Source organism: Arthrobacter sp. TJ-178 (genome assembly GCF_058269275.1).
Genome location: NZ_JBZCNK010000003.1, coordinates 13660 through 27060 on the forward strand (window position 1 = coordinate 13660; position 13401 = coordinate 27060).

The window sequence follows — 13401 nt, forward strand, 5'->3', positions numbered from 1 at the left end:
ACAGTTGTCAGGGAACGACGACGCTACAGTCCGGGCTTCGCTGCTTCTTCTCCGGAGGCCCCTACCACCACAGATTGCCGCACCGGGCCATCTCCGTCTAGGGGCAACCCTGTCTGCCGGCGTCCATGTGCATACCGGCGTCCAAGGGACGGGGATCTTTCCCTGCCCCGTGACTGCGTGCCGCCGACTCCAGCCGCTGGTTGTAGTCCTGCCACCAGGCCTCGTCCCCGGCCGCCATGTTGTCGAACCCGTCCCGGTGTCCCACGCTGCCGTCGATCAATTCGCGCACAATGTCGGCGTGTCCGGCATGCCGGTATGTTTCGGCAGTGACGTGGACCAAGATCCGGGCGAGGCTTACCGGGTTGCTCGCCTCGCGCCACCACGGCACGTACCCGGGAGCATCCAGGGACAGCTCGGCAATTGTGGCGTCGGCGTGCGCCCACACGCGCCGATAAAGGGAGATGATCTCGTCGCGGGATTCCTCAGGCTTTGCCCACATGTCCGCATTTAGTCCGGCATCGGGCGAAAGCCATGGAAGGTCCTCGGCGAAGGGCCGGTCGAAGACCACGCCGAAGTACTCGGCTTCCACTCCCGCCAGGTGCTTGACCAGCCCGAGGAGGTTTGTGCCGGTGGGTGTCAGGGGCCGGCGCTGATCGTACTCGGACAGGCCCTCCAGCTTCCAGACAATGGCATCGCGTCCCTCCTGCAAATACCGCTGCAGATCGGCCTTGGCTGCTTCACTCATGGGGCCGGCTCATCATTTCCAGGCGGGCCGGCGGTAGTCTGCGTCGGTGACGTGTTCAAGCCAGGTTGTGGTTGCTGAGGGGTCGTCGGTGTTTTCGAGCATGGCAAGGTGCTCCATGTAATCCTCGGCAGTGGCGCCGTGCCAGTGTTCCTCACCCGGCGGGGTGTAAACGGTTTGTCCTGCATGGACTTCAATGACGGTCCCGTCGCGTGTCCCCATGAGGGCGGTGCCCTCAGTGACGTGCAGTGTCTGCCCCCTGGCGTGGGAATGCCAGGCCGTTCGGGCTCCGGGCAGGAAGCGGACCTTGCTGACGATCATCCGCTGGCTGGAGTCCTGCGGTGCGGCGATCATGTCCAGATATACGTCACCGGTGAACTGCTCGGGCGGGTTCTTGACTGTGGGCGGTTTGGGTTCAATCCTCAAGCGCTTCTCCTATCGGTTTCTTGGACAGTACTTCCTTTAGGGGATTTGAGGGAGGCTCTGCGGCGCACCGTGGATTAACAGCGCCGGGCCCCGGGCATAATGACCCCATGGAACTTGATGAACTGCTGTCGGCGTTGAATACAGGCCAAACGATTACCGCAGGCTCACCCCTGCATGAGGTCATGCATCATGCCAGCCAGGCGGCCCTGCGGATCACCGGCGAGCTCAACACCGGTTACCACGAACCGGCCGAGGTGAGGGAACTCCTGGCCCGGCTGACCGGTAAGCCGGTGGATGAGTCCGTGGCCCTGTTTCCACCGTTTTCCGCCGATTTCGGCAGGAACATCACTCTGGGCAAACGGGTTTTTATCAACTCCGGCTGCCGGTTCCAGGATCAGGGCGGCATCAGCATTGGTGACAACTGCCTGATCGGCCACAACGCCGTTCTGGCAACGCTGAACCATGACCTGTCACCCAGCAGGCGGGCTGACCTGCATCCGGCGCCCGTCACACTGGGCCGGAATGTCTGGCTCGGCTCCAACGTCACCGTGCTGCCGGGCGTGACCATCGGTGACGATGCCGTGGTGGCTGCCGGCGCCGTCGTCACCAAGGACGTGCCGGCCCGTTCCGTGGTGGCCGGATCGCCGGCCCGGGTGATCCGCACCCTCGAGGACTAATCCCTTGGTGTCCGGCAACCGAGGTTCCGGGGCGCAGCGCTCGCCGCTCTAGAACCGGCGCTCCGCCACATTGACCCGGGCCGCGGCGTCGAGCGCGGACCGAACCTGCTCCGCTGGCGTCGGCCCGGGAGGCGTGTCCATCAGCTGCTTATCGGAGACGTTCGGGTCCGCAAAGTAGACCCGCCCGTAGGCCGGGGTCTCGGGCTCAAACCGCCAGCTTTCGGCCAGCGGGCCGGCGTCCACGGTGTCGAAGCCGAGCCGCCCAATGATGACTGACGCCTCGGTCTTGGCGGCGGCGTCGTCCCCTGCGATCGGCAGCGCGGTGCGGTCCGCAGCACCGGCGGGCCGAGCGAGGGCGGGGATGTGCGCGGCGGTGATGTTGTTGAAAACCTTCACGTACTGCGCAGCGCCCAGCTGGTCCCGGATCATTTCGCTGCTCGTCACGGTGCTCGCATCAAGGTCCTCGATGCGCCCGTCGCGGGACGGGTAGTAGTTGCTCGTATCCAGCACCAGCTTGTCGGCCAGCAACCCTTCGGGGAGATCCTTCACCGCCTTGAGCGGGATGGAAAGCACGACGGCGTCGCCCAGGGCGGCTGCCTCGTCCACTGTTCCGGCCTTCGCCAGCGGCCCCAGCTCGCCCACCAGGTCCTGGAGTGTTTCCGGTCCCCGCGAGTTGGCGATGACCACGTTCATGCCCGCTGCAACCGCGAGACGGGCAACGGCCGATCCAATGTTTCCGCTTCCGATGATTCCCAGTGTTGTCATGTCTGCATCCCTTCGGTGGTGGTTGTGGTGTGTGCAAGCAACGGCCGGGGCGGGGAAATTCCCGACCGCGGGCCGGTTCGCCCGAACATGTGCACGTCTGAACTAGATTGAACCCATGACGTCAGTGGGGGCTGTGCTTGAGATTGCAGATTTGTCCGTGGGCTACGGCGGCACTCCGGTGTGTGGGCGGATCACGGCAGGTGCGGAGCCCGGCGAAGTCCTCGGGGTGGTCGGGTTCAACGGTGCCGGCAAGTCCACTGCCGCCCGCACAATCGCCGGAAAGCAGCCGATGCTCGGCGGCGACGTGCGGGTCCTCGGGTTGCCGGTCAACGAAGACGCGATTCCCTTCCGGCGGCAGGTCGCCGCACTGTTCGACGAGGACGCGTTCTTCCCCTCCCTGTCCCTGCGCGAGCACCTCCAGCTGGTCGCCCGCGGGCACTCGGTTCCGGACCCCGACGCCGCCGTCGACGCTGAACTGGACTTCTTTGCCCTGCAGGAACGCGCCAACGCCGTTCCGGCCTCCGTCTCCTCCGGGCAGCGGCGCCGGCTGCTGCTGGCTTCGGCCCTGATCCGGCCCTCCTCACTGCTGATCCTGGACGAACCGGAGCAGCGTCTGGACCCGGTGATGCGGGAAAGGCTGGGGGAGCGGATCAACGCCTATGCCGACGGCGGCGGCACGGTTCTGCTGGTCACCCACGACCCGGCGCTGCTGCTGGCCACCGCAGACCGGTGCCTGCTGATCGACGACGACGTCCGGGAGATTGCGCCCGACCGCGCCGCGGCCGAGATCGCCGGACGCTAGACGTGGCGCCCGACGCCGCTGTGGGAGAGGCACCCGCAGCCTTCAACCCGGTGCAGTTCACCCGGCAGGCCTCGCGGACATTCGTCCGGAGCCGGACCCGTTTCCGGGATGTCTTCATTGACGTCTACACCGCAGTGCTGGCCGTGGGAACCATCGGTGCCCTTGCCACGGGTCTGGTCCTGGCACTGCGCGGGCAGGTGGCCCAGGCCTGGAGCGCGGGTCCGGCGGGACGCACCCTGGTGGCGCCGCCGTCGTTCTCCCTGCCCGACGGCGCAGCAGCGGCCGCACTGCTGTTCGCGGCCCTGACAGCAGTGACGGTCCTCGCCCGGAAGCTCGGCCCGGCGGCAGTGACGACGGCCGAGGGGTACTGGTGGCTGAACCTGCCCCTGCGGCGTGGTCCGCTGGTGACCGGACGGCTGCTCCGGAGGCTGGGCTTGGTGTGGGCGGGTGCGTTGCTGCTGTACCTGCCGGTCGGTTTCATCACCGACCTCGATGCCGGTGTGCCCGGACAGTTTCTGGCGGCAGCAGTGTTCGGAGCGGCTGCCGTCATCGCAGTGCTGCTCGCGGCCCTGCGGCAGATCGGCGCCGGATCTGCGGGATCCGGCGGCGCTGGTGCCGGTGTGGGGCCGCTGGGGCGAATAGCGTCCGGGCCGCTGCCTGGCCTGCTGCTGCTGGCCGTGCTGAGCTTTGTGCCGCGCCAGGCCGCGGCCGGTCAGTGGGGGCCGGCCCTTGCTGCTCTGGCGGCCGCCGTCGGGCTCGGCCTCATTACCTTTCCTCGCCTGGGATCGATTCCCGCCCGGGATCTCATCGGCGCCGGGGGAGTCTCCGGGCATGCCGGTGCTGCCCTGTATCTGATGGATCCGAACGAAGTGGGGCGTGCGCTTTCCCGCGACTACGGTGCCGTTGTCTCCACCCGTGCAGGTCGCTGGTATGCGAGGGGCGCACGGACACCGTGGAGGGCGTTGCTGCGTGCAGATGCTGCCGCGTTTTTGCGGACCCGGGGTCTGCGGACCCGTCCGGTGGCATTGCTTCTGCTGTGCGTGGCCCTGCTGCTGGCGGGCGGGACTCAACCGCCGCTGGTGCAGCTGGCCCTGATTGCGGCAACGGTTTGTGCGGCAGTTCCGGCGCTGGGAGCACTGGCGCGGCGGACGGCGATTACTCCGGGCCTGGATATGCTGCTGCCGCTGTCGCCGGCGATGGTGCGGCTAAGCCGGATGGCTCTGCCCGCGGCGGCGCTGGCTCTGTGGTCTGCTGTGTTCTGCGCCGTGCTGGTGTTGCTGGGTGCTGGCAGCCCGGCACTGATCGCTCTTGGTGCACTGTCCGGTGCGGGGTTTGGCGCATCCGCTGTGCGCGGAGCCTACCGGGTCCAGCCGGACTGGACCGTGCCGCCCGCTGACACCGTCTTCGGTCCGGTGCCGACGGCGCAGACCGGGGCAATGATCCGCGGCCTGGACACGACGCTGCTGACACTGGTTCCACTGCTGCTGGGACTGTTCCTGGGCTACGTTCCGGAGGTGCTGCTGCTGGCGCAGGCGGGGTTTTCCGCGGTGTGCATGCTTGTGGTGATGTACTCGAATCCGAAGTAATCCGGTCAATCAGGGCCTGATCAAAACCATGGGCTAGGCTCTGCCCTAATGACTGCGCTCGGGTTCCTGCCGGGCTTCTGGGGGTGGATAACCGTGGCGATAATCAACAGTGTTTCCAAGCCGGGCCGATACTGGGCGGTCCGCTCAGCGGCCGCCTGCGCAGTTCTGCTGTCTGTGGGTTTGGCCGGATGTACCGCCTCCGAACCCGCTCCTGTTGAGACGGCAGCAGCCACGGCAACCCCCAAGCCCGCCGCAGCTGCGACCCCGGAATCCTCCGCCACCCCGCAGCCGGCCGCAGCCGCCAAGCCGTCCCTGGGCGGGGAAACCACCACGGATTCGTTCGGCAACCCGGACTTCTACAGCACCGTTGCCGGCGACACCCTGGCCACAGTCGCCGAGGTGTACGGGTTCTCCGAAACGAAGGTCGCAGAATTCAACGAACTCCAGCCAGGGACGCCTCTGGAAGCGGGCACTCGGCTCCGGCTGCTGCCGGCCGGCCCCGGCATCGGCGCCATGGGGACCGCCGTGGAGGACGAAAACGGAATCCCTACGAGCTACACGGTCGTACCCGGGGACACCCTGGCCGGGATCACCTACCGGTTCAACCTGACCAATGATCAGCTCGCGGAGGCTAACAAAGTGCCGTACGTGCATGAGGTGGGCAATGTCTACTTCGTGGAACCCGGGCGCACCATCGCACTGCAGAAGAACCCGGTGGACAGCCGCTCAGGCACGGGTGCAGCCGTTCGGAACTCCTGGGATACGGGGGTTTTCTACACCACCGTCGACGGCGATTCCCTGGACAGCGTGGGCTATCAGTTCCGCGTCGGCACGGCTGAACTCCTGCAGTACAACCCCTCGCTCGTTGAGAACGCACCAATTCCTGCAGGCACTAAACTCCGGCTGATTCCAGGCGAACTGGCCCTCGACGGTGCCCGGGGAACGTTCACCGCGGACCCCGACGGTGTTCCGCTGACCTACACCACGGCCCCCGGCGACACCGAGCGCGGCATCTCCGCCAGGTTCGGTGTCACGGCTCTGTACGACGCCAACCGGGACACGACCGAGACCGTTCCCGTCTGGTACCAGTATGTGGACGGGGTGTCCGGCGAGCTTCTGCCGGGCCAGACCATCAGCCTGTCCCTGGACCAGCCGATCAACGAACCCGGCAGTTAATCTCCGTGCCTAATCCCTGCGGTGCAGGAAGCCGGAGGTGTCTTTTCCGGCTGCCGCGCGAGTCAGGGTTGGACCTCCCGGGAGTTTCGCTGGGCAACCGGTGAGCGGATTGAGGTATCCGGCGGTGTACTGATGTGACGTGACCCGCGGACATCACGGCCGCCCGGCGCGAGGCGGCGGTCCGGCGTGAACCGGGTGGCCTTCACCAGCCGGGCCTTTCGCTCCAGAGGCTGCCCCGGACGCCGGGCCTCAGCCTGCGAGGATCATCTGGGCGGCGCGCTCGGCGATCATGATGGTGGGTGCGTTGGTGTTGCCCGTGGGCACCAGCGGCATGACCGAGGCATCCGCAATCCGCAGGCCCGGCATCCCATGCACCTGCATGGTCCGCGGATCCACCACGGACAGGGCATCCAGACCCATTTTGCAGGTGCCGACCTGGTGGTGGTAGGTGACGGCGGTGTCCCGTACGTAGTGTTCCAGATCTTCGGCGCTGTCTGAGACTTCCGGACCGGGGTAGACCTCCTCGGCACCCCATTCTCCGGCCAGTGCCGACGTACGGCCCAGCTCGCGGCACTGCCGCACGGACGCGGTCAGGGAATCGACGTCGGCCTGCTCGGTGAGCGCACCGAGGTCGATGCGGATGGGATCTTCCGGCGCCGGTCCGGACAGGGTGATTTCGCCGCGGCTGAGCGGACGGACAATGCCGGCCACCAGGGAGAACCCGTTCTCCGGACCACTCATCGAGTCCAGGAAGTACATCGGCAGGGAGAAATGGATCGGCTGGGTGTCCGGCACGGCCAGATCGGGCCGGGACTTCCAGAACAGGTGGGTTTCCGCCGCTCCCACTTCCGGAGCAGGCACGGGCTTGACGGTGGTGGTGAAAATGACGGGGGAGAGCAGGTGATCGTGCAGGTTCTTGCCGACACCGGGCAGGTCCAACACCGGTTCGACGCCCGCTGCGCGCAGTTCCTCGGCCGGGCCGATGCCGGACCGCAGCAGGATTTCGGGGGAGCCGATCGCACCGCCGGCCAGCAGGGTCTCATCCGCATGCAGGGTCTTCACCTCGCCGCCCTGCTCAAACTCGACGCCGGTCACGGCTCCGTCCTCGATCAGCAGCCGCCGGACCGTGGCACCGGTGATCAGGGTCAGGCGCGGGTTCTCCGCCACGGGACGCAGGTAGGCATGCCAGGTGTTGAAGCGTTTGCCGTCCCGGATGTTCAGCTGCATCTTCGAGGCGCCCTCGACGTCCCCGGAGTTGTAGTCCTCGTTGATCTTGATACCCATTTCGGCGGCTCCGGCCAGGATGGACTCCTGTACGGGGTTCATCGGGAAATCCCCCACGACGTCCAGCGGACCGTCGCCGCCGCGGGTATCGGAGGCGCCGCCGTCGTAATTTTCGATGGCCCGGAACACCGGCAGCACGTCCTCCCACCCCCAGCCCGGGCAGCCAAGGTAGTTCCAGGTGTCATAGTCGGCCTTGGCGCCGCGCACCCAGATGGTCGCGTTCAGTGCGTGCGACCCGCCGAGCACCTTGCCGCGGGGCAGGTGGATGCGCCGGTTCGATGCGCCGGGCTGCTCCACCGTGTAATAGTCCCAGTCTTCCGGACCGTGCCAGAGCCCGCCGGCCTCGTGCACGTTGGCAATGATCGGGTTGGTGTCCTCGCCCCCGGCCTCCAGGACAGTGACGGTGTGTCCGGCGTCCAGCAGCCGGCGGGCCAGAACACAGCCGGCCGAACCGGCGCCGATGACGATATAGCTGGAGGAATCCACGGGGAAGGGCCTTTCAGGCGAAGCTGCGGGGGAAAGGGCGCGGTGCCGGACCGGAGGGGGGAATCGGCCCGGCACCGCAGTATGGGGGGTTAGTAGCTGATGACCTGCGGGGCGCCGAGGTGCTTGAGGCCCTCGACGCCGAATTCCAGGCCGTAGCCGGACTGCTTGGCTCCGCCGAACGGGATCCGCGGATCCACGGTGCCGTGCTTGTTGATCCACACGGTGCCGGCAGAAATCCGGGCAGCCACCTCGCGGGCGGCGTCCTTGTCCGAGGACCACACGGAGGCACCCAGGCCCACGTCCAGGCCGTTGGCCATGTCCACCGCTTCATCCACGGTGGAGTAGCGGATGATCGGCAGGGCAGGACCGAACTGTTCCTGGGCAACCAGCGGGTTGTCATTGTCGATGTCCGCCACCAGAGTGGTCGGGTAGAAGTATCCGGCCTGGTCCGTCTCCGGGTTGCCGCCGAGCACAATGCGGGCACCGGAGTTGCGGGCGGCCTCCACCAGTCCGGCGACGATGTCGTACTGTGCCCGGTTTTGCAGCGGCCCGAGCACGTTGTTCTCGTCCAGGCCCACGCCCATGGGCATGGCCTTGGCGACGTCCGTCAGGGCGGTGACGACGTCGTCGTAAATGTCCTCGTGTACATAGAGGCGCTTCATGGCCGCGCAGGTCTGGCCGGTGTTGATGAATGCGCCCCAGAACAGGTCTTCGGCGATGGCCAGCGGATCCGCGTCCGGCAGCACAATGCCGGCGTCGTTGCCGCCCAGTTCCAGGGTCAGGCGCTTCACGGTGTCCGCGGAGGAGCGGATGATTGCCTTGCCGGTGGCGGTGGAGCCGGTGAACATGATTTTGTCCACGTCCGGGTGGCCGGACAGCGCCTCGCCGACGTCGCGGCCGCCGGAAACCACATGCAGCACGTCCGCCGGCAGGGCCTGGTTGATCACGGCGGCCAGGGCCAGCACGGACAGCGGGGTGTATTCGGAGGGCTTCATCACCACGGTGTTGCCCATCCGGAGGGCCGGGGCGAGCTGCCAGACGCTGATCATCATCGGCCAGTTCCACGGGCCGATGGCCCCCACGACGCCGAGGGGACGGTAGTGCAGCTCGGCGCGGCCGCCGTCGTCGTCCACCAGTACCTCGGGTTCCAGGTCGAACGACGCCGCGGCGCGCAGCCAGGCGGCGGCGCCGCCCACCTCGAAGCGGGCGTTGGGGCCGTTGAGGGGTTTGCCCTGTTCACGGGAGAGGAGTTCAGCCAGCCCTTCGGCAGCGGCATCGATGGCGTCAGCTGCGTGGTTCAGTGCCTCGCGGCGCCCGGCATGGCCGAGGGCGGCCCAGGACGGTTGTGCGGCACGGGCGGCGGAGACGGCCTGTTCCAGGTCATCGACGGTGTGCAAGGGTGCCTTACCCACCAGTTCACCGGTGGCAGGGTCCATGATGTCCCGGCCCTCGCCGGGAGCGGCAATCGTGTCCAGGAGGTCCTGGTATGAGGAAAGTTTCGAGTCGGCGAGAGGCATGTCCTGCTCCTTTGCTGGATGGCGGCCGGGGTCCTTGGTTAACTGTGTCCTACGACATAGGGCCACCGTTTGGCTTTGCGTGAGCAGTGCTTGGCGAAACGTGCACGCCCTGCAGACGTTGCCCCTGTGCAGGGAGAGCCGGAGCATCCCCGCCGTAGCCGATCCCGGCGTAGATCTCCGGACGGCGGCCCCGCAGCCCCACTGCCCACAGCATTCCGAGGACCCCCGGGACCAGGACGATCACCGGCAGCAGCCAGCCCAGGATGCTGGCCTCCTGCAGTCCGATCAGCACATCGAAGTTGGCCACAATCATTGCGAACACGGCAGCGAGGGCGATGCCCGCCGTCGTCGGCGCCACCAGACGTGTCCAGGCTCCGTACCAGGCTGCATGCCGGTTCAGGTAGCCCACCACCGCGAAGGAGGTCAGGGCCATCAGCAGCACCAGGCCGAAGGCGCCCATGTTGGTCAGCCAGGTGAACAGTGTGAGCACGGGGAACATCGGCCCGGATTCATGCCCGTTTCCGGCTACTGCGAAGACGGCCAGGACCACGACGGCGATTGCCGACTGGGCCAGGGACCCGGCCACGGGTGCCTGCGTGCGGGGGCTGGTGCGGGCCAGGGCGCCGGGCAGTACGCCCTCCCGGCCCAGTGCGAAGAAGTAACGGGCCACCACGTTGTGGAAGGCCACCAGGGCTGCCAGCAGGCTGGTCACGAAGAGCAGGGAGGACAGGTCCACGGCCCAGGCCGGGACGCGCTCGGCCAGGAACGCGAAGACCAGGTCGGGGCCGAGTTCGGTGGTGCGGGCAATGACCCGGCTGCCGCCCTCGCCCACGGACATCGCCCACGCGGAGAACGCGTAGAACGCTCCGATGATGACAATCGCAATGAAGGTGGCCCGGCGCGCGGTGGTGCGGGGGTCCTTCACTTCCTCGTTGTAGATGGCACCGGATTCAAAACCCATGAACGCGGCAATGGAGAATGCCAGGGCCGCACCTACACCGGCGGTGAACAGGCCCGACGGCGCCAGGGATGCGGCGCTGACTCCTTCCGGTGCCGCTGCGACGGAGATCAGGTCATAGACAATGACCACCAGGAATTCCAGCGCCACCAGGGCGCCCAGCACCTTCGCGGAAAGGTCCACTTTGTTCACACCCAGCACGCCGACCACCAGCCACCCGCCCAGGGCGCAGATCCACCACGCCGGTTCGGCGCCGGTCAGGCCGGTGATCAAGGACGACGCAGCGAAGCCGAACATCCCGTAGATGCCGATCTGCATGGCGTTGTACGCCAGCAGTGCCACCCAGGCGGCGCCCACGCCGGCGGGCTTGCCCAACCCGCGGGCTATGTAGGCGTAGAACGCGCCGGCATTGTGCACGTGCTGGCTCATGGCCGAGTAGCCCACGGAGAACAGCAGCAGCACTGCGCCCAGCACGATGAAGGAGAGCGGAATGCCGGGCAGGCCGGTGACCGCATAGTTGCTCGTCACGCCGCCGGCCACCACGGTCAGGGGAGCTGAGGCGGCAATGATCATAAAGACGAGCGCCGGCACCCCGAGGCGCCGCCGCCCCAGGGTGGTGCCCGCGCCGGGCTGCTGGGGGGATGTGGACACGGTGATCTCCTGCGGACGGATTGGAGCTGATGCACCCGGGACGGGCCTTACTCCACTGTGGTGTAAGTCATAGTCTGGCGGCTTGGCTTTCAGTGAGCACTGGTTGGCGAACCGTGCACTGGCGGCGGTGCCCTCAGGTGCTGGAGTCCTCAGGTGCGCTGGCGGTAGGTGGAGGGGGAGCAGCCGTGGGCGGCGCGGAAGATCCGGCTGAAGTGCGCCGGGTCCGGCAGGCCCCAGCGGGCGCCGATGGCGGAAATCGGCACGTCGGCCAGCAGGGGGTCGGCCAGGTCGTGCCGTGCACCGGCCAGCCGGCGCTCGCGGATCCAGGCGGCCGCGGTGGTGCCGCTGTCCTCGAAGAGTTTGTGCAGGCTGCGGGTGGAAATGTAGTGCGCCGCGGCCACGTAGCCGGGGGAGAGGTCAGGGTTGGAGAGCTGCCCGTCGATGAACAGCTGGATCCGGCGCAGCATCCGCGCCTGGCTTCCGCCCTCCGCCGCGGGACTGGAATAGGCCTCGTCAGCGAGGAGGGTGGCCAGCAGGTCCACCGTGTTCATGGCCAGCCGGTGCGCAATCGGCCCGTCGAGCTCGGGGAGCATTCGTGCGGTCTGGGTCAGGAACGGCACGACGGCGCGGCCCAGCCGGTGCTCCCTGCCCAGCGGCAGGGCGGTCAGCCCGCTCATCTGCTCCGCGGACAGTCCCACCAGGTGCTTGGGGAACATCAGCACCAATGTGGAAAAGCTCTCGTCAAAGCGCAGGGTGTACGGCTGGCCGGTGTCATAAATGGCCAGCTCACCCGTGGTCAGCACCGTTTCCCGGCCGCCCTGGCGCAGCACCCCGCTGCCGGAGAGCTGCAGGTTCAGCTTGTAGAATCCGGACCCTCCGGCGGCAATCAATGCGGGGGTGCGTTCGACGGCGTGGGCCATGGCGTCCACCTGCACAATGGCCAGTTCGCGCAGCTGGTGGCTGGTCAGCTGCCCGGTGAACGACGCCGCCGGGCGGGTTCCGGCCGGAGAGGTTTCGAGCGGGACGAAGGACTGGGAGATCAGGCGCTTCCACTCCGGGAAGGACTGGGCGCGGACCACGGGGCTCGACGGTGCTGTCTCGGCCGAAGGGACCGGTGCGGTGGCCCTGCGGGCGGGCGCGGCAGGAAGCAGGGTTGTCATGGCCGTCCTTTCGCTGCCCACAGCTCTTCCGTGAAACAGATCACACTAGAGGAAACTTACGCTTTTTCCGTTGCGTTGTCGAAGTTTTTCTACGTGTGTCGAACTTCCCGGGGGCTGCCGGGCGGCCTTTCGAGGAGCGGGGGTGTGGCCGCGGTCAGGCGAAGTAGTGTCCGCCGCTGAGGTCCCCGAGCAGGTTCCGATGGACGGGCTGCCAGTCCAGCAGGTCCCTGGTGACCGAGCTTGAGGCAGGCAGATCGCTGCCGAGGAGTCCCGCTAGTCCGCCGAAGTGGGCACCGGCATCCGCAGGGGAGACCGAGATGACGGGTAGTCCAAGCTGGTGGCCAATGGATTCCGCTACGGAGCGCAGTGCCACACCGTCGTCGTCGACCGCGTGCAGCACCGAACCGGCCGGCGCGCCTTCCAACGCCAGCCGGAAGAGGCGGGCCGCGTCATGACGGTGCACGGCGGGCCACCGGTTCTCGCCATTGCCGATGTAGGCGGACGTGCCTTTGTCCCGGGCAATATGTACGAGTGTCGAGATGAATCCGGTGTCGCCGGCACCGTGGACACTCGGGGGCAGCCGCACCACTGAAGCGCGGACCCTCCGGTCGGCGAAGTCCAGGGTCCTCGCCGTTGCCTCCGCTCGCAGGCCCCCGGGGCGGTCCTCCGCCGCCCGGTCCTGTTCGGTGGCAGTGCGTCGGGCAGGAAGTCCACCAAGTCCCGTGGCGATGACGAACGGGCGGTCCGAGCCCGCCAGACTGGCCCCGATTGCCTCGATGGCCTGCAGATCCGTTGCTGCGGCGAGTGCCGGATTGGTGGAGAAAGCAATATCGTGCCGGTAGGCCAGATGGATGACGCCGTCTGCCTTCTCACTGCCGGCGCGGAGTACGTCGAGGTCTTCAAGGGATCCCCGGTGCGCGGATGCGCCGAGCGTGAGGAGGGCGTCGGCGGAAGCTCCGGAACGGGCAAGGCCGGTTACCCGGTGTCCTGCCGCCAGGAGCTCAGGGACAACCGCGGAACCAACCCAGCCGGACGCGCCGGTAACAAAAACGTGCATAAAGACATCTCCTTGGAAGGGGCCGAAAGGTAGCCCGGCGCTCAAGCCTGCCAGTATCAGGGCGGACGCGGAATAATGCAGAGTCCGTATTTTTTGCTTCTTCGTCCCAGAGGA

Annotated in this window: 11 protein-coding genes and 1 pseudogene; 4 read left to right on the forward strand and 8 right to left on the reverse strand. The window is 67.3% G+C overall.

The features are described from left to right. Window positions 1-97: 97 nt before the first annotated feature. Together AC4D2Q_RS09605 and AC4D2Q_RS09610 are read right to left on the reverse strand one after the other, a co-directional pair. Window positions 98-745, reverse strand: a complete 648-nt coding sequence (locus AC4D2Q_RS09605) for a DinB family protein (RefSeq protein ID WP_490946241.1) — start codon at window positions 743-745, stop codon at window positions 98-100. A gap of 12 nt (window positions 746-757) precedes the next feature. Next, window positions 758-1168 carry a (R)-mandelonitrile lyase gene (locus tag AC4D2Q_RS09610; protein ID WP_490925240.1) on the reverse strand — a complete coding sequence of 137 codons (411 nt, stop codon included), beginning with the start codon at window positions 1166-1168 and terminating at the stop codon, window positions 758-760. A gap of 107 nt (window positions 1169-1275) precedes the next feature. On the opposite strand from AC4D2Q_RS09610, the gene AC4D2Q_RS09615 reads away from it, so the two are divergent. After that, window positions 1276-1845 (forward strand): DapH/DapD/GlmU-related protein, encoded by a 570-nt coding sequence (locus AC4D2Q_RS09615; protein WP_490946242.1) that lies wholly within the window; start codon window positions 1276-1278, stop codon window positions 1843-1845. A gap of 48 nt (window positions 1846-1893) precedes the next feature. Here the strand turns inward: AC4D2Q_RS09615 and AC4D2Q_RS09620 are convergent. Then, window positions 1894-2622: pseudogene (locus AC4D2Q_RS09620) on the reverse strand (NADPH-dependent F420 reductase); the annotation flags it as partial. 103 nt (window positions 2623-2725) lie between these two features. Here AC4D2Q_RS09620 and AC4D2Q_RS09625 point away from each other — a divergent pair. The 3 genes from AC4D2Q_RS09625 to AC4D2Q_RS09635 are packed head-to-tail and all read left to right on the forward strand — an operon-like array spanning window position 2726 to window position 6174. Beyond that, window positions 2726-3412 carry an ABC transporter ATP-binding protein gene (locus AC4D2Q_RS09625; RefSeq protein WP_490946243.1) on the forward strand — a complete coding sequence of 229 codons (687 nt, stop codon included), beginning with the start codon at window positions 2726-2728 and terminating at the stop codon, window positions 3410-3412. A gap of 2 nt (window positions 3413-3414) precedes the next feature. Beyond that, a complete protein-coding gene (locus tag AC4D2Q_RS09630) occupies window positions 3415-4998 on the forward strand; it encodes a DUF6297 family protein (RefSeq protein WP_490946244.1) in 1584 nt (527 codons plus the stop codon). Window positions 4999-5046: 48 nt separating this feature from the next. Next, window positions 5047-6174 carry a lytic transglycosylase gene (locus AC4D2Q_RS09635; protein ID WP_490946245.1) on the forward strand — a complete coding sequence of 376 codons (1128 nt, stop codon included), beginning with the start codon at window positions 5047-5049 and terminating at the stop codon, window positions 6172-6174. 249 nt (window positions 6175-6423) lie between these two features. Here the strand turns inward: AC4D2Q_RS09635 and AC4D2Q_RS09640 are convergent, their stop codons facing one another. From AC4D2Q_RS09640 to AC4D2Q_RS09660, 5 genes are all read right to left on the reverse strand, one after another. After that, on the reverse strand, window positions 6424-7944 hold the full coding sequence (locus AC4D2Q_RS09640; protein ID WP_490946246.1) for a GMC family oxidoreductase: 1521 nt from the start codon (window positions 7942-7944) through the stop codon (window positions 6424-6426). 89 nt (window positions 7945-8033) lie between these two features. After that, window positions 8034-9461: an aldehyde dehydrogenase family protein gene (locus AC4D2Q_RS09645; RefSeq protein ID WP_490946247.1), complete on the reverse strand. Its 1428-nt coding sequence runs from the start codon at window positions 9459-9461 to the stop codon at window positions 8034-8036. A 49-nt stretch (window positions 9462-9510) separates the two neighbouring features. Next, the gene (locus AC4D2Q_RS09650) at window positions 9511-11070 is read right to left on the reverse strand and encodes an APC family permease (protein ID WP_490946248.1); all 1560 of its coding nucleotides are present in this window, start codon (window positions 11068-11070) and stop codon (window positions 9511-9513) included. A gap of 149 nt (window positions 11071-11219) precedes the next feature. Continuing rightward, window positions 11220-12230, reverse strand: coding sequence for an AraC-like ligand-binding domain-containing protein (locus tag AC4D2Q_RS09655; RefSeq protein ID WP_490946249.1), 1011 nt, complete (start codon window positions 12228-12230; stop codon window positions 11220-11222). A gap of 154 nt (window positions 12231-12384) precedes the next feature. Next, on the reverse strand, window positions 12385-13287 hold the full coding sequence (locus AC4D2Q_RS09660) for an SDR family oxidoreductase (protein ID WP_490946250.1): 903 nt from the start codon (window positions 13285-13287) through the stop codon (window positions 12385-12387). Window positions 13288-13401: the final 114 nt, after the last annotated feature.